Below are 16,327 nucleotides of genomic sequence, written 5' to 3'. Positions count from 1 at the left end.
CGTTGAACTCCCCGTAATCCGAATCATGTCACCGACACCACGCGGAACATGCCCGCTTTCATGTGGTACAGCAGGTGGCAGTGGAACGCCCAGTCGCCCGGCGCATCCGCGGTAATCAACGCCGACACCATCTCGCCCGGCTTGAGCGAGATGGTGTGCTTGCGTGGCCGATACCGCCCGGCGCCGGTCTCCAGCTCCATCCACATGCCGTGCAGGTGAATCGGATGGTCCATCATGGTGTCGTTCACGAGGATCAGCCGAAGCCTCTCGCCGTGGCGGAATTCGACCGGTCCGTCGACCTCCGAGAATTTGCGCCCGTCGAACGACCACATGTACCGCTCCATGTTGCCGGTCAGATGCAGTTCGATCTCCCGGGACGGGGGCCGTTGATCCGGCCAGCCATTGATGCTTTTCAGTTGCGAGTACGTCAGCACCCGGTGATCGACGTGCTCGAAGCCCACGCCCGGTTCATCCAGGCGTGGACGCGGGTTCATCGCGACCATTGCGGCGCCCGGGCCATGATCGTCCGGCCCGTGGGAGACATCACGACCCGCGATCGGTGACGTCATGCCCTCCATCGATCCGTCGGCCACTCCCTGCTGGTCCATGGAATCGTGGTCCATGGAGTCGTGATCCATCGAGGTCTGGCCGTTCGACGCATCCGCATGATCCATCCCCCCGCTTCCCATGCCCGACATCGCCCCGTGCGCCATGCCCATGGAGGCCATGCCCATGGAGGCCATGCCGCGCTCTGGCCGGGGATACATCGGGGGCACATCGGCCTCGAGGCCTTCGCGCACCGCGAGCGTGCCGCGGGTATATCCGGAACGGTCCTGCGACTGCGCGAAGATCGTGTGCGCGCGATCCGTTGGTTGCACGATTACATCGTAGGTTTCCGCGACGCCGATTCGGAACTCATCCGTTTCGACCGGCTGCACGTTCTGACCATCGGCCGCGACGACCGTCATCGACAGTCCCGGGATACGGACGTCGAAAAAAGTCATCGCTGACGCATTGATAAAACGCAGCCGGATGCGTTCCCCGCGGGAGAACAGCCCCGTCCAGTTGCCCCCGGGCGGCCGGCCATTCATCAGGTAGGTGTACTCCGAGCCGGTGACATCCAGGATATCGCGGGGCGTCATGCGCATGTGCCCCCACATGCCGGCCTTGTCCCACGCGGCATCCCAGCCCATGCGCTCGACGTCCTCGAAGAAATCGCCGACCGTGCGCTGGTTGTAGTTGTAATAGCCCTCGGCGACCTTGAGCTTGCGCAGCACATCGCCCGGCTCGTCGAACGTCCAGTCCGACAGCACGACCGCGTAGTCACGGTCGTAGCTGAACGGGTCAGGCTCCGCGGGATCGACGACCAGCGGTCCATAGTGGCCGAGCTGCTCCTGGAGACCGGAGTGGCTGTGGTACCAGTAGGTGCCGCTCTGCTCCACCGGGTAGCGATACTCGAAGGTTTCCCCCGGAGCGATGCCCGGAAAACTCACGCCGGGGACACCATCCATCTGATACGGCAACAGAATGCCGTGCCAGTGAATGGAGGTCGACTCGTCCAGGCGATTGGTCACGCGCAGGACGGCCTCACGGCCTTCGCGCAGGCGGATCAGCGGTGCCGGAATCGAACCGTTGATGGTGATCGGCTGCGATGTGGCGCGCCCACCGATGTCCAGCGGCGTGCGCTCGATCACCAGGTTGAAGATATCGGAATTGCCGACAACCTCGCGTCGCGCCGCGAGATTGCCGGTGCGCGCCCACGCATAGGCGGGCACCAGACTGTCTACACCGGCCAGCAGCCCCATCGCTGCGGCCCCCTGCAGGAAACGACGACGCGTAACGCCGCCATTCTCGTGCGAATAGTCGGTCACTTTTTCACCTTTCATTATCGCTTTGTCGGACCGGGGAGCAATGTCTACCGCTGGCCCCGCAGGGCGCGGATGAACGGACTCACCGGACAGTTCGATTACGGCTCGATGGCACGGCATTGGCCGTGATCGCCCGACGAACCGGAATCGCTAAGAGGAGGTTACGAGAGGTGTATCGGCGGCCGGAACAGCCGCTCGGGAGGACGCACGGCAGAGTCGACCACCGCGTCGTCCGTAGGTAGTTCATTCAAAGGGGGTGGGCCAAGTGTCGACGAGGGTATCGAAGCCACGCAACCGCCGCACTCCGTGCCGGCGCATTCCAACTCCGATTGCATCCCTCCGCCGGGCGGTTTTGCATCGCCGGTATTCGGGCCGTGCTCGGCAGGCGAATGTCCGCTCATCGCATAGGTGGTGCCCGCATCCGCGTCGGCCTGTGCCGCAGGCAGATGCACGCCCTGACCGACTACCAACAGGGCCAGCGTCATGAGCATCGCGAAAATGCGACAGGTCAGCGATCTGGAACGCGCACGCGGAAGCATAGTCTTGATTCTAGAGGCGGCGTCCGGGTCCCGAAAGTGAATAATTATTCATCGACCACGGGCGGAGGGACCGGCAACTTGACACAGGCGAAGGTTCCCCCAAGACTTATCGCTATGGTCCGGTTACTCCAGTTGCTTTTGTTGATCGCGTTGGCGGCGCCCGGCGTACCGTCGGTGCATTCGCACTCGACGGAAGCAGATCATGAGCCCGAAGCCCACGAGACCGCGACTCTGGTCCTGTGCCATACAACCGCGGGCGATCCTCGTGAAGCGTCAGGGGACCATGTTCATCAATGCGGCGTCCCGACCGCGATCCTCGCGGGCTCGGATCTTCCAGCCCCGATTCCGGATCACGGGATGTACCGTGTGGGCCGGTCAGGCCCGTATACCTCTCCAGAGTTTGCGCCTCCCGAGCGTCCGCCGAACCGTGTGACCTGAAGATCGCCGGCTGACGCCCGTCCCGGATGTCCGGGTCGGCACCCGCCGCCCGGCCTCGTCGCGACCGTCAAACGGATCCGCTCTACGGTCAGCACCATGTGGCAACCGACGGAGCGACCGTTTTCGGAATCCGAACCGATAACAGCCGTGTGACGCGACCAAGCCGGCCGCAGCGTCCCTGAAGTACCTCACACAATCCGTGTTTCTGCTGGCCGTGACCTTTTGATCGCGCCGGCAGGAACCGACATGCAATTCCATCATTCGAGGAGCACCTCAATGCACAACGTCGACCCGCACAAGTCAACGCGCCCGTCGTTCACCGCGAGCGCAATCTTCGCGCTGTCACTGGCCGCCACCGGCCCTGTGAGTGCCGCAGGCGAGCATGGCGGAGGACATGATGATAATGGCGGCGGTCACTCCTTCGCCTTCGGCAGTCCCGCCGACGCCAGTGAAGCCGATCGGACCATCACTGTCACGGCAAGAGACACTATGGTCTTCTCGCCCGACGCGGTGTCGATCGGCAAGGGGAGCACCGTCCGATTCGTCATCGAAAATGTCGGCCAGCTGCAACACTCGTTCACGCTCGCCACACCGGCACAACAACGCGAACACGAGAAGGAAATGCAGGGAATGTCGATGGACCGTATGGCCGGTCATATGGATAACGATCCGAACGGGATTGTCGTTCAGCCCGGCGAGACTGGTTCGATCACCTGGCGGTTCACGGAGGCGACCAAGGTCCAGTTCGCCTGTCATATCCCCGGGCACTATCCAGCCGGGATGAAGGGGAGTATTCGCGTAAAATAGTGACCTGATTTGGCCAACAACAGGGCACAGAACCTACCGAGAACAGCCGGCCACACTCGCCGGAACCGACCCGAAAGGGACTCGGACTCGGCAGTGCGACCGGCCCAAATGTGCGGAGCGCGCGATCACGGGTTCAGAAGGAGAGATTTATGCCGCCGAATGATCACGATCGGCGACCGCACTGGTCCAGTTCAGACTGGCGCCCCGTCCAGACGATACGCCGCGCTCAGGCCGCCACAAGATGGTGTCACCGAGTCGGCATACGGGCATCGCTGGGGTCCATCTGGGGTCCAAAACCGCTGCAACGATAAGGTACGTAGCCTCTTGGCGCAGTTCGTTTCAGATCGCCCGAAATTCCCGGTACCGCAATAACTTACGATTCCTCCGGATGCTATAAGTACTTGACTGGAGGGATCCCATTTCCCCGCGGGGGGCGTCTGTTAATCACTAGGTCGGCGGTTCGAATCCGTCCCGGGGATCCATAAATCAAGAACTTACGTGACATCCACCCCCCTCGGTTTGATTCTGGGATCCACGACGCCAGTACACATTATCCCGACTGCCCGCTGGAATCCAACGTGATTGCCAAGTAATGCCTGAGTTTCAAGGCGTCAGCGCGAGTGCCCGCGAACCACATCGACGCCGTCATCGCTGAAGGGTCGTTTGAGCAACTCTTCCCGGAAAGTGCCCGCGTGTCTCCATACAGTTACCGTCACGCGGCGGGCTACCGATTACAGACTTACTACAACACCAGCTTGGTCCCGAAAATATCGTCGGCGGGGAGTCATAACAATGCTGATGAGCCCAAGGCGGTCACAGATACATACCACTTCGGCCTTCAGGAGCCGGGCGCGGGTCCGCCCATGATCCGTTCAAGCTCGTTGCCACGTGGCTGCCCCTGCTTGCTTCCGACTTCACCGTCGCTCCTCCTGTAGAGGACAGTCGGGGTCGCACGGAACCCCAGTTCCTTCATCAGGGCATTGTTTCGGCGCACTGCCCTGTCCGCCTCGTCCGGGATTTCCGTGGCCGGACTCACGCCGCCCTCGGCATAATTCCGCTCGTGCTCGACCAATGCTTGGACCGGATTCTCTGCTGCGAGGAGCGTGGCGGACTTCGGAGCGCTGTCCGGTTTGAGAATACCTACCATGATATGCCGGAGTTGGACGCGACCCGCCTCGACCCATGGGCGGGCCGATTTCCAGAAACGATGGCAGAACGGACAGTTCGGATCGGTGAATACGTAGATCACGCGCTCGGCATCCGGAGCCCCGTCGCGGATCCAGTCGCTTTCGCCGAGTTGCGACCATGTCGCCGGCCCCAGCGCCTCACTCTGCGCCTCTTCGAGGTGGGCCCGGCTCAGATTATTGCCGTCAGCGTCGATCAGGGTCCCGATGAGCGCATGCTCGCCCCCCGGAAGAACGTAGGCGGTCATGGTCCGTCCCTGCATCTCGATCGTATAGCCAGTCATTCCGCCCGGCGCCTTGAATGATTCGCCGACTTCAGCGCCGCGGGCTTCGAGTTGCCGGAGCGGAGCCGGTGCGTCCTGCGCCCGGATCACCGGCGCAGCCAGGCCCACGCAGGCGGCAATGAGCCCGATTGACCATGGTGCGTGTCGAACAGCGTGTGATCGCATTTGCTTATCTCCCTCGATCGTAATCGGTCGTATAAATCGGTTACTGCGGGTCCTCGAAATGCTCGAGTGCGCGATGCAGGCTGGCGCGCGAGAGTTCGCCTGTGTGGACATCGACCAGACGTCCATCGGCGTCATAGAACAGCGTTGTCGGCAACCCGGCCGAACCGACGGTCTGGCCAAGGGCGCGATGCTGGTCGAGCAGGACGTTGTCGAGATTCAGCCCCTCCGTTTCCAGATACTTCCGTATCGTTCGATTTCCCTCACCCTGATTCACGAACAGGAACTGGACTTGATCGCGCCGTTGCTGGGCCTCCTCGAGGACCGGCATCTCGCGGCGGCATGGAGGGCACCAAGTCGCCCAGAGGTTCACGACCATCGGCTCACCGCGGTAGGCATCAAGCCCGGCGGCGGCGCCTTCCAGTGTTTCGACCTGCACATCCGGCAATTGCCGACTCGTCGCCTCGATGAGCGACAGACTGCCGGCGGCTGTGCCCCATACGAGAGTCCCGCTCAGTAATGCCACGCAGAGCGACCGCCGGCGCGACGGGACCTTCCAGAACCACCACATGAGGAACACCCCCGCCGCGAGCAGCCCGGGGACGACCATGAACCCGCCATCGCGGATATCCACGACGCCAACCCAGTCGCCCTGATACTGTGGGAAGTAGCGGATAACGAAGACGACTCGTGCGACCACAAGCCCGACAAGAACCGCGTCCATGAGCAGGTGATTCACGCGTTGTTCCGGGGTGCGCGCGGCGAACGCGCCGGCCGCGAGCGCGACGCCCAGTCCGACAAGGGCCAGCAGCTGGTTCATGGATAGTGCCAGCGGGCCAATCGCTGCAGACAACATCAGCCTTCCCCTTTTGCGTCAGAGAGCCGATCGAGAAACGCTTCCGCGGAAATTTCACCCGTGATTCGCTGACCGCGGCGCTCTCGGCCACCGGGGCCGAAGAACATGATAGTCGGCGGCCCGAGTATGTCGTGGGCTGACAGCAGACGCCGGTCCGGCGCGTCATTGTCCGTGACGTCCGGGCGCAGCAACTGCATGCGGGACAGTTCCTGCTGCACGGCCGGATCGCCGAACACCTCCTCCTCGATCACCTTGCACGACGTGCACCAGTCGGCGTAGACATCGACCACGGTCCAGCGGCCATCGCCCGCCGCCTGGTTGATGCGGTCGCGAAGCGCCCCGGGAGACTCGACCGGTTCGAAACGCGACATGAATCCCTGCGAATTGTCGTCGGTGACTGGCGCGCCCGCAGTGGAAAGCCCCGCCAGCGGGTACCAGGGATCGTCGTTACCCGCCGCGGCGCCCAGCAGCATCGCCGCGCCCCAGATCCCGGTAACCATAGCCGCCACGCGCACGCTGTTGGCGATGACGGTGTGGCCAGCCTGATCGGCCCGCGTCCGTGCCGCCCACAAAGCGGTCGAAGCCGAGAGCACCCAGACGGACCAGAGGGCCAACGTGACCCAGGGTGTCGCGATCCGGGCCACGAACCACACGGCCATCGCCAGTAGTATGAATCCGAACAGGACCTTGACCCGGTTCATCCACTCACCGGGCTTCGGCAGAATTCGGGCGCCAAACGTGCCAACGACGAGCAGCGGGGTCCCCATGCCCAGGCCGAGGGCCAACAGCGCGAGACCGCCGGTCATGGCATCCCCGGTATCGGCGAGATAGAGCAATGCACCGGCGAGCGGTGCGGTCATGCACGGACTCACAAGCAGTGCGGACATGACCCCCATTGCGGCCGCACCGCTAAGTGACCCGCCTGTTCGCGCCCGCTGCGCGGCATCCAGGCGTGACCGGACCGGCTGCGGCAACTGAAGCTCGAATGCGCCGAACATGGCGAAGGCCAACACGACGAACAGGACCGCGAACGGGATCAACACCGGCGGCGCCTGCAACGCGGCCTGCAGGTTGGCTCCGGCCAGGCCGGCCCCGACGCCGAGCGCGGCATAGGTGAGCGCCATCGGTCCGATGAAGGCGGCTGACAAAACCAACCCGCGCCGTGGGCCGGCCTGGGCGCCCACGACAATGCTCGACAGGATCGGCAGCATTGGCAGCACGCAGGGCGTGAAAGTCAGGAGCAGCCCCATCCCGAAGAAGGCCAGCATGATCCACGGGACTCCCTGGCTGGCGAGATCCGCGGCCACCTGCTGGTCCTCGCCCAGCTCCTGCAGGCCCGATGCAGAAGCGTTCTCTGTGCTAGTCCCGCTCGCCCCATCATCGCCATCCGCCCCATCTGGGACGGCGACCGAGATATCCTGCGGGGGATAGCACAGCCCGGCCTTCGCGCACCCTTGCCAGGATACGCTCAGTCGCTCCGCTGCGCCCGGATCCACCCGCAGCGTGACCTGATCGAAATAGACCTCCTGGCGCCCGAAATACTCATCGGTGATCGTCCGCCCCTTCGGCATACTTACATCGGCTACGGCGCTTTTCTCGCCCTCCACGGAGAAAGCGTGGCGGTACAGGTAATAATCGGGCGCGATATCCCAGTGCAGTTCGACCTCGCCGTCCGGGGCGTCCGTGACCGACAACTGGAACGCCTCGGCCGGATCGAGAAAGTTGTCCTGGCCGGCGACCGCGGACGGCAGAAGGAAGAGCACGAACAGCAGGGACCGACAACAACGCTTCGCAACCAACATCATTACCTGACGGGAGCGGGTGGAACACGCGACACTGGAGCGCCGCGATTAAGACCGGATTAACGGTGGTGTGCGGGCTCCCGCTTGTCAGGCACCGCATATCCCCGGATCCCGCTTAAGCGGCGGGGAGTTGCCGTGTATCATGAAATCGTTCGCGCCCGGGGCGGCCCGCCATCCCGGTATCCACACCCCAGCCCTCACTGCGTTGACCCGCCCGGCTACGTCATGCACGTACTGCTCATCGAGGACGACTCCCGGATGGCCGCCGGCATCCAATCGGGGCTGGAAATCAATGGCCTGACCGTGGACCAGGTCGATACGGTCGGTCGGGCCCGGGCCGCACTGGCCACAACGCACACCGATGTGGCCGTTCTCGACCTGTCGCTTCCCGACGGCGATGGCATGGCCGTGCTCCGCGAGATGCGTTCGAACGGCGACCCCACGCCAGTGCTGATACTGACGGCACGCGACGCCCTCGACGATCGCGTAGCCGGCCTGACGGCCGGCGCGGACGACTATCTGGTCAAACCGTTCGAACTCGACGAACTCGTCGCGCGCCTGCACGCGCTGCTGCGTCGCGCCTCCGGCCAGCATGACGCGGTGCTCTCGCATGGATCACTGCGGCTCGATCCGCAACGCCGGACGGTTTTCCTGGATGGCCGTCCGGTCGACCTCTCCCGGCGGGAATTCGAGTTGCTCCACGCGCTGATCCACGCCCGAGGCACGATCGTGAGCACCGACCGGCTCAAGGACAGCCTTTACGGACTCAGCGATGACGTCAGCAGCAACGCATTGAACGTTCACTTGCACCATCTCCGGCGCAAACTGGGCCCCGAAATTGTCGAAACGGTGCGCGGCCTGGGATACCGCCTGGGGCCGGCGCCGGAGACGATGTCCGATGATGGTCGGGACTCGGCGTGAGTCTCCGACTCCGGCTGCTGCTCCTGCTTGGTACCGGCGTGTGCATCGTTTGGCTGCTCGCGGCCGTATGGCTCGCGCGGGACCTGGATCGCGAACTCGGCAAGACCCTCGACCAGCGCCTCGCGGCATCGGCTCGAATGGTCGCCTCGCTCGTCGAGCAGACCCCGGAGAGTGCATGGAGCGATCTCGACGGCCCGGTCCTGTCCGCGCCGGCCGCCGAGGGTATCGCATGCCGCATCAGTACACTCGAAGGTACCGTGATCGCGCACACGGCAAACGCGGGCGATGGATCCGCGTCGGCCCCGGCGGCGGGATTCGCATATCAAACGGAAGACGGCACGCGCTGGCGTACCTTCACGCACCGCACGGATGACCTCGTCATTACGACTTCCGACCGTGTCGATATGCGTCGGCAACTGATCGAAAATGTACTGCTGGTTGCGGCTATTCCTTTCCTGATTGCGCTGATCGCCAATGGGGGCGCGCTGCTGTGGGGTATCCGTCGCGGCCTTGCACCGTTGGAGGCACTTCGGCGCGCCGTGGGGTCACGAGAGCCGGACTCGTTGAGCCCCGTGGACACGCAGCGCCTGCCCGCCGAACTGACCCCGCTGGGGCGTACCCTCAATGACCTGCTAAAGCGCATGGACAGTGCATTGCGTCGCGAGCGACGCTTCACCGACGACGCGGCGCACGAGTTGCGGACGCCTGTCGCCTCCATCAAGACAAACCTCGATGTCGCTCGCCGCAGCGAGGGCGAGCGGGCGGACGTTGCGCTGGGGCATGCCGTGGAATCGACTGACCGGCTGGCCGCAACGATCGATCAGCTGTTGACGCTTGCGCGCCTGGACAGTGAACGGCTTTCCGCCACATCCGAGCGTGCCACATCCGCAGAGGTCATTGAACGTATCAACGGCTCATTGTCGCGCGAAGATCGGGCTCGCCTGACAGTGCGGGGTGATGCTTCGCAGGAAACGATCGCGGCGCCCGTCGAGTTACTCAGCGTCGCCGTAGGCAACGCCGTGACCAATGCGTTGCGGCATACGAAACCCGGGACGCCGGTGATGCTCGAAACCCGCCAGATTGGCAACGCAGTACGCTTCGAGGTCGATGACACCGGTCCAGGTGTCGCACCTGAAGACCTCGACCGCCTCACCGAGCGATTCTGGCGGAACGGAGTGGCTGGCGGAAGCGGCCTTGGGCTGGCGATTGCAGCCGCGATCGCCGAGCGCTTCGAGGGCGCGATCGATATCACGAACCGAACACCGCACGGACTGCGGGTTCGGCTGAGTTTTCCGATCGTTACTGGCTGATCAACCGGGCGCCGAGTCAGCCGCTGAACCCTAAACTCGCATTCCACTACCCGCCGTTTTCAGCCGTCGCCGGCAACGCGGCCGCAAAATGTAGTCACTGGTTCTCGTACGACACGCAGTCTAATTGCCGTGATCAACACGATCCGTTGCGGCTGGTGAAGCCTCGCTGGACACAGCACCTGCACCGCGTCGGCGCCACTCAACCAGCTGGGCGACGACGGAGAGCGCGATTTCCTCTGGAATTTTTGCACCGATATCGACGCCGGCTGGCGCGTGGATTGCGGCAAGCCGTTCCTCGGCATAGCCCTTGCCGGAGAAGTGTTCGACCTGATGAGCGCGTTTGCGGCGGCTGGCGATGAAGGCGATAGCGGCGGCTGGGGACTCCAGCGCCGCGGTCAGTGCCTTGCGGTCGCCCTGCCCCTGGGTGGCGACCACGGCCCAGTTCGGCGCCGGCCAGTCTTCCCCTCCGTCGTAGCGAGCGGCGTGACGCGTAACGTTCGGGAAATCGCCCGGTTCCGTCCCGGGCGCCAGCACCTGGACCTCGAAGCCGACGCGAGCGGCCAGGTCGGCGATGTGGCGGGCGCTCGGCGCGCTGCCGTGGATGCGTACCACGGGCCTTGGCTGCATCGGTTCGATGAACAGGTCGAGCGTGCCGCGGCTCGCACATCCCATATTGAAATCGACCACGCCGGGTTGCCCCTTCTCGGCGCACTCCGGCGGGGCGACGCGGATCAGCCGCGGTTCGCCGTCCTCCAGGGCCTCAGCGACGCTTTTGGTGACGGCCGGCTGGGCGCAACCGCCGCCGATCCAGCCGTGGATCCGACCGTCCGCGGTGACCACGGCCTTCTGGCCGGGCTTACCGGAGGTCGGCGCGATGGCCCGGACCACGGTGACCAGCGCGCAGGGCGTGCCCGCCGCCCGCAGGCGCTCGAGTTCGGTCAGGGCGTCGTCGGTCTCGCTCATGATCGGTTCTCCCGTAGAAGGCGCGATCCAGGCATCGTGCCTTCACACAGTGCTCAAACCCGCACCAGATCGGTTTCGAGGGCGAGCAGGCTGTCGAGGTTGTGCGCCGGCGCAAGGCGGTCGATAAAAGGCAGCGCCGCCTTCATGGCCTTGGCCTCGGGGGCGTAGCCGCGCCGGCCCATCAACGGGTTCAGCCAGATGATACGCCCGCTGCGGCGGCGAAGCTCGCCAAGGGCATCGATCAGCGTGGCGGTGTCGCCCGTGTCCAGCCCGTCACTCAGGATGACGACGACAGTGCGCCGCCGGACGGTCTGCCCGTATTGGTGATTGAAGGTCGTCAGGCTGTCGCCGATCCGTGTGCCGCCCTCGAAGCCGGACGATAGCAGCGCCAGCTTTTCCCGCACGCGCTCGGCCGACGGCTCCTGCAGGGCGTCCGTCACCCGCACGAGGCGCGTATGGAAGACGAAGGCCTCGGAACCCGGGAACGCCGCCAGCGCGCCCGCCGCGAAGCGCAGGAAGCGATAGCTGTAGAGGCTCATCGAGCGGCTGGCATCGACCAGCAGGATCAGGTTCGGTGGTCGCTGCCGCGGTTTCCGCCACACCGGGTCGATTGGCACGCCGCCGCGCGGCAGGCTGCGTCGCAGGGTCCGCCGCAGGTCGAGGCGGCGGCCCTTCTGCAGGGCGCGCCAGCGCCGCCGCAGGCGGTGGCGCCAGTGCCGGGCCATGCGCTCCAGCATGGCATCGAGCGTGCGCCGCTCCTCGGGATCGTGGAGGTGGCGGAAGTCGCGCCGTGCCAGGCTCTCGGACGCGCTGGCGCCCTCGTGGGCGCCGCCCGGATCGGCCTCGGCGCCGCTGCCGTGTCCGGGCTTGTCCGGTGGACTGAAGTTCTCGCCCATCCCCGTTCCGGGCTGGGGCTGCAGACCGCTGCCCGCCCCGCTGGCGCGCGTGCGCGTGCCGCGTTTGGGGTACCAATAGTCATCGAACACGGTGTCGAACTCGGACCACTGCGCCCCGGTACCGCAGTACAGCGCCCGCAGGGCGTCACGCAGGCGCTCGCGGTCGGCGACGCTGACTTCCGCGGCCAGGCGCAGGGCATCGTGCTGTTCGTCGATGCCCACCGGCCAGCCTCTTGCGCGCAGGGTGCGCGTGAAGTCCAGCAGCCCGCGCGTGACGGGCGCGGGGCTCACCGCGCCCCCGCCGCCAGTGCCGTGACGCGCTCCGGCGTGAGGTTGTCCCGGTCGGGCCGGGTCTTGACCAGGCAGGACAGGGTCTCGAGCAGGGCCTCCGGGTCGGCGTCCAGGCGCTCGACGCCAAGGCCATTGACCGCGGCCGCCCAGTCCAGGGTCTCGGCGATGCCGGGCGCCTTGCGCAGGCCCTCCTGGCGGAGATCCTGTACGAAGCGCACCACCTGGCCGGCCAGCTCGGCGTCGATGTCCGGCAGCCGCGCCTGGAGAATGGCCAGTTCCTTCTCCATCGACGGGTACTCGAGGTAGTGATAGAGGCAGCGTCGGCGCAGCGCGTCCGACAGTTCGCGGGTGGCGTTGGAGGTCAGGATCACCCGCGGCCGGGTCACCGCGTCGATCGTGCCGATCTCGGGGATGGTGATCTGGTACTCGGCCAGGACCTCGAGCAGGAAGGCCTCGAACTCCTCGTCGGCACGATCGATCTCGTCGACCAGCAGCACCGGTGCAATGGGCTGGCTGATGGCCTCGAGCAGCGGCCGGCGCAACAGGTAGCGCTCGGAGAAGATGCGCGCCTCGGCCTCGCTGCCGGCGTGGCCCTCGGCCTCCAGCAGGCGAATGGCCAGCAGCTGGCGCTGGTAGTCCCACTCGTAGACGGCGGTCTGTGCGTCAAGGCCCTCGTAGCACTGCAGCCGGATCAGGCTGCAGTCGTGGACGGCGGCCAGGGCCTTGGCCACGTCGGTCTTGCCGACGCCCGCCTCGCCTTCGATCAGCAGCGGCCGGCCGAGGCGATCGGCCAGCGACAGGGTCGCCGCCAGCGAACGCTCGGCGACGTAGCCCGCCCCGGCCAGCCGCTGCCGGTAGTCCTCCGGTGCCAGCATCACTTGCGGCCGAACAGGCTCTTGATCACCTGCCACACCATGGCCAGCGCGTTCATCGACTTCGGCCCCTGCTCGACCCGGCGCCGGGCCTCTTCGGCCCGCTCGCCCTCGCCACCGGCGGCTACCCGGTCGCGGAAGCTGTCGACGAACTGCTGCAGCATGCGGTCGGAGACGTTCTCCAGCATGCGGCCACCGAATGAGGCCAGCTTGCCCTTGAGCTCGATCCGGGTACTGCCGACGAGCTCGCAGCGGCCGGCGCCCTTGTCCTCGATGCGTGCGGTCAGGCTCATGCTGGCGCTGGAGCTGCCCTTGGAGTCGCCGCCGCTGCCCTTCATGCGCAGTTCCCTCTGCTCCGGATCGACGCCCAGGACTTCGATGTCGCCCCGGAAGGCCGAAGTGACCGGACCGACCTTGAGCTTCATCTCGCCGACGTAGGTGCTGTCGCCGGTCTGCTCGACGATCGATGCCCCGGGCATGCAGCCGGTGACCTTCTCGATGTCCTGCAGGACTTCCCAGGCATCCGCGGCCGACACGTCGAGCGGATAGTTGCGCTCGATGGTGATCTCGGTGCCCTTGCCGCTGGCCTTGTCGGGCGACTGCACCGATGCCGGCGAGCCGCCCTCGGCCGCGGCCTCGCGCCGGGGCTGGAACGGCTCGACGTTGGCCGCCTCGGGTCGCTGGTCGAGTTCCAGTTCGTGCAGCGTCTGCCAGACCCGGTAGGCGTTGTGCGGCATGTTGACGTGGCTGACACCGAACTGGTTCAGCGCGTCGTTGATGGCATTGGAGAAGCACGGGATGCCGCCGACGTGCGACGACTCGCCCACGCCCTTGGCACCGATCGGATGGTGCGGCGACGGCGTGACCGTGTGGTCGGTCTCCCAGCGCGGCGTCTCGACCATGGTGGGCAGGAAGTAGTCCATCAGCGACGCGCCCTGGATGTTGCCGGCGCCGTCGAACGGCAGTTCCTGCCCCATGGCGACGGCGAAGGCCTCGCACAGGCCGCCATGGACCTGGCCCTCGATCACCATCGGGTTGATGCGCGTGCCGCAGTCGTCGAGCGCGTAGAACCGGCGGATACTGGTCTCGCCGGTGTAGCGGTCGATATCGACGACGCAGAGGTAGGCGCCGAAGGGGTACGTCATGTTCGGCGGATCGTAGTAGTCGACCGCCTCCAGGCCCGGCTCCATGCCCTCGGGGACGTTGTTGTACGCGGCCCAGGCGATGGTCGGCATGTCGGTGCTCTGATCGGGCACGCCTTTTACCTGGAACCCTTCGCCGGTCCACTCGAGGTCGTCCTCGCTGACTTCCATCAGGTGCGCGGCGATCTTCCGGGCTTTGTCGCGAATTTTGCGCGCGGCCTGAGCGGTCGCGGCGCCGGCGACCGGCGTGCTGCGCGAGCCGTAGGTGCCCAGGCCGTAGGGCGCGGTGTCGGTATTGCCCTCCTCGATGATGATGTTTTCCGAGGGCAGACCGAGCTCGGTCGCGATGATCTGGCCGTAGGTGGTCTCGTGGCCCTGGCCCTGGGTCTTGGTGCCCATGCGCGCGATCACCGAGCCGGTCGGGTGGACGCGGATCTCGGCCGAGTCGAACATGCCGACACCGAGGATGTCGCAGTTGCGCGATGGGCCGGCACCGACGATCTCGGTGAAGGTGCACAGGCCGATGCCCATGATCTCGCCGCGCTCGCGTTTCTCCTTCTGTTCCCGGCGCAGGCCGTCGTAGTCGCAGGCGTCCATGACCTGCTTCAGCGCCCGCGGGTAATCGCCGCTGTCGTACTCCCAGCCCAGTGCCGATTGATACGGGAACTGCTCCGGCTGGATGAAGTTCTTCAGCCGGATCTCGGCCTTGTCCATGCCGAGGCGCTCGGCGAGGACATCGATCATGCGCTCGATGATGTAGCAGGCCTCGGTCACGCGGAACGAGCAGCGGTAGGCCACCCCGCCCGGCGCCTTGTTGGTATAGACGCCGTCCACGCGGGCGTAGGCCGTCTTGATGTCGTAGCTGCCGGTGCAGATGTTGAAGAAGCCGGCCGGCCACTTGCTTGGGTCGGCGCAGGAGTCGAAGGCGCCGTGATCGGCGAGTACATTGGCGCGCAGACCAAGGATTTTGCCGTCCTCGGTCGCCGCCAGTTCGCCGATCATGTGGTAGTCGCGGGCGAAGGCCGTGGTCGACAGGTTCTCGATCCGGTCCTCGATCCACTTCACCGGCCGGCCAAGCACGATCGAGGCCACCGTGGCGACGACGTAGCCGGGGTAGATGCCGACCTTGTTGCCGAAGCCGCCGCCGATGTCGGGCGCGTTGATATGGACCTTGCTCTCGGGGATGCCGGAGAGCGTGGAGAACACGGTGCGCACGACATGCGGCGCCTGCGACGTCAGGTGGACGGTGAGTTCCCCTTTGACCTTGTCGAACGAGGCGACGCAGCCGCAGGTCTCCAGCGGGCAGGGATGCACCCGCGGGTAGAGCATGTCCTGCTTGACCGTGACCGCGGCCTCGCTGAACACCCGGTCGGTGGCATCGGCATCGCCGACGTCCCAGGTGAAGATGTGGTTGTGATGGATGCGCTTGCCGTGCGCGCCCTCGTCGACGCCCGCCAGGTCGTCGCGGATCACGGGCGCACCCTCGGCCATCGACTGGTGCGGGTCGACGACCGGATCCAGTTCCTCGTACTCGACCTCGACCAGCTCGGTGGCGTCGGCGGCGAGGTAGCGGTCGTCGGCGATGACCATGGCCACTTCCTGGTTCTGGAAGCAGACCTTGCCGTCGGCCAGCACCATCTGCTTGTCACCGGCCAGCGTCGGCATCCAGTGCAGACCGAGCGGCTCCAGGTCTTCGGCGGTCAGGACGGCGTGGACGCCCGGCATCGCCAGCGCCTTATCCTTGTTGATCGACTTGATGCGGGCGTGGGCGTGCGGGCTGCGGACGAAATCGCCGTAGACCATGCCGGGCATCTGGATATCATCGACATAGTTGCCCTTGCCCTGAATGAAGCGCGCGTCCTCGGTGCGCTTGCGGCGACAGCCGACGCCGCCCAGGCGATCGGCCAGTGCACGCGCCTCGGACTCGGCGCTCTCGGTGCTCTCGACTTCTTCGACGTCACTTGCCATGACCCGACTCCTCGATTCGATGAC

Annotated in this window: 11 protein-coding genes and 1 tRNA gene; 4 read left to right on the top strand and 8 right to left on the bottom strand. The window is 65.6% G+C overall.

Annotation, left to right across the window (positions count from 1 at the left end):
• Positions 1–23: 23 nt before the first annotated feature.
• On the bottom strand, positions 24–1,886 hold the full coding sequence (locus tag A0W70_RS10375) for a copper resistance system multicopper oxidase (RefSeq protein WP_067562383.1): 1,863 nt from the start codon (positions 1,884–1,886) through the stop codon (positions 24–26).
• A gap of 1,235 nt (positions 1,887–3,121) precedes the next feature.
• Here A0W70_RS10375 and A0W70_RS10370 point away from each other — a divergent pair.
• Both A0W70_RS10370 and A0W70_RS17010 read left to right on the top strand, forming a co-directional pair.
• A complete protein-coding gene (locus tag A0W70_RS10370) occupies positions 3,122–3,652 on the top strand; it encodes a cupredoxin domain-containing protein (protein ID WP_067562378.1) in 531 nt (176 codons plus the stop codon).
• Positions 3,653–4,006: 354 nt separating this feature from the next.
• Positions 4,007–4,134: transfer RNA gene (locus A0W70_RS17010), tRNA-Asn, on the top strand.
• A 356-nt stretch (positions 4,135–4,490) separates the two neighbouring features.
• Here A0W70_RS17010 and dsbG read toward each other — a convergent pair.
• From dsbG to dsbD, 3 genes are read right to left on the bottom strand one after another with little or no spacing between them, the layout of a single operon-like run.
• Positions 4,491–5,285 (bottom strand): thiol:disulfide interchange protein DsbG, encoded by a 795-nt coding sequence (dsbG, locus tag A0W70_RS10365; protein WP_067562374.1) that lies wholly within the window; start codon positions 5,283–5,285, stop codon positions 4,491–4,493.
• A 40-nt stretch (positions 5,286–5,325) separates the two neighbouring features.
• The gene (locus tag A0W70_RS10360) at positions 5,326–6,138 is read right to left on the bottom strand and encodes a TlpA disulfide reductase family protein (RefSeq protein ID WP_067562370.1); all 813 of its coding nucleotides are present in this window, start codon (positions 6,136–6,138) and stop codon (positions 5,326–5,328) included.
• Positions 6,138–7,943, bottom strand: coding sequence for a protein-disulfide reductase DsbD (gene dsbD, locus A0W70_RS10355; protein ID WP_067562367.1), 1,806 nt, complete (start codon positions 7,941–7,943; stop codon positions 6,138–6,140). The genes A0W70_RS10360 and dsbD overlap by 1 nt, the downstream gene beginning before the upstream one ends.
• 222 nt (positions 7,944–8,165) lie before the next feature.
• Here dsbD and A0W70_RS10350 point away from each other — a divergent pair, with 222 nt between their 5' ends.
• Both A0W70_RS10350 and A0W70_RS10345 read left to right on the top strand, forming a co-directional pair.
• Positions 8,166–8,861: a response regulator gene (locus A0W70_RS10350; protein WP_067562364.1), complete on the top strand. Its 696-nt coding sequence runs from the start codon at positions 8,166–8,168 to the stop codon at positions 8,859–8,861.
• A complete protein-coding gene (locus A0W70_RS10345; protein WP_067562361.1) occupies positions 8,858–10,171 on the top strand; it encodes a HAMP domain-containing histidine kinase in 1,314 nt (437 codons plus the stop codon). Before A0W70_RS10350 ends, A0W70_RS10345 begins: the two co-directional genes overlap by 4 nt.
• 120 nt (positions 10,172–10,291) lie before the next feature.
• On the opposite strand, the gene A0W70_RS10340 is transcribed toward A0W70_RS10345, so the two are convergent.
• The 4 genes from A0W70_RS10340 to A0W70_RS10325 are packed head-to-tail and all read right to left on the bottom strand — an operon-like array spanning position 10,292 to position 16,303.
• The gene (locus tag A0W70_RS10340) at positions 10,292–11,134 is read right to left on the bottom strand and encodes an XdhC family protein (RefSeq protein ID WP_067562357.1); all 843 of its coding nucleotides are present in this window, start codon (positions 11,132–11,134) and stop codon (positions 10,292–10,294) included.
• A gap of 53 nt (positions 11,135–11,187) precedes the next feature.
• Complete coding sequence (locus tag A0W70_RS10335; protein ID WP_067562353.1) at positions 11,188–12,321, bottom strand: vWA domain-containing protein; 1,134 nt, start codon at positions 12,319–12,321, stop codon at positions 11,188–11,190.
• Positions 12,318–13,196, bottom strand: coding sequence for an AAA family ATPase (locus tag A0W70_RS10330; RefSeq protein WP_067562349.1), 879 nt, complete (start codon positions 13,194–13,196; stop codon positions 12,318–12,320). The genes A0W70_RS10335 and A0W70_RS10330 overlap by 4 nt, the downstream gene beginning before the upstream one ends.
• Entirely contained in the window at positions 13,196–16,303 is a 3,108-nt protein-coding gene (locus A0W70_RS10325; protein ID WP_067562346.1) for an aerobic carbon-monoxide dehydrogenase large subunit, read from the bottom strand. Before A0W70_RS10325 ends, A0W70_RS10330 begins: the two co-directional genes overlap by 1 nt.
• Positions 16,304–16,327: the final 24 nt, after the last annotated feature.

Origin of the sequence: Halofilum ochraceum (assembly GCF_001614315.2) — a bacterium.
GTDB lineage: Bacteria > Pseudomonadota > Gammaproteobacteria > XJ16 > Halofilaceae > Halofilum > Halofilum ochraceum.
This window is presented reverse-complemented; position numbering and strand designations above follow the sequence as displayed.

Coding starts and splice junctions, on each gene's coding strand:
- A0W70_RS10370 (WP_067562378.1), top strand. CDS start 3,122: ATGCACAACGTCGACCCGCACAAGTCAACGCGCCCGTCGTTCACCGCG.
- dsbG (WP_067562374.1), bottom strand. CDS start 5,285: ATGCGATCACACGCTGTTCGACACGCACCATGGTCAATCGGGCTCATT.
- dsbD (WP_067562367.1), bottom strand. CDS start 7,943: ATGATGTTGGTTGCGAAGCGTTGTTGTCGGTCCCTGCTGTTCGTGCTC.
- A0W70_RS10330 (WP_067562349.1), bottom strand. CDS start 13,196: ATGCTGGCACCGGAGGACTACCGGCAGCGGCTGGCCGGGGCGGGCTAC.
- A0W70_RS10350 (WP_067562364.1), top strand. CDS start 8,166: ATGCACGTACTGCTCATCGAGGACGACTCCCGGATGGCCGCCGGCATC.
- A0W70_RS10340 (WP_067562357.1), bottom strand. CDS start 11,134: ATGAGCGAGACCGACGACGCCCTGACCGAACTCGAGCGCCTGCGGGCG.
- A0W70_RS10325 (WP_067562346.1), bottom strand. CDS start 16,303: ATGGCAAGTGACGTCGAAGAAGTCGAGAGCACCGAGAGCGCCGAGTCC.
- A0W70_RS10375 (WP_067562383.1), bottom strand. CDS start 1,886: ATGAAAGGTGAAAAAGTGACCGACTATTCGCACGAGAATGGCGGCGTT.
- A0W70_RS10360 (WP_067562370.1), bottom strand. CDS start 6,138: ATGTTGTCTGCAGCGATTGGCCCGCTGGCACTATCCATGAACCAGCTG.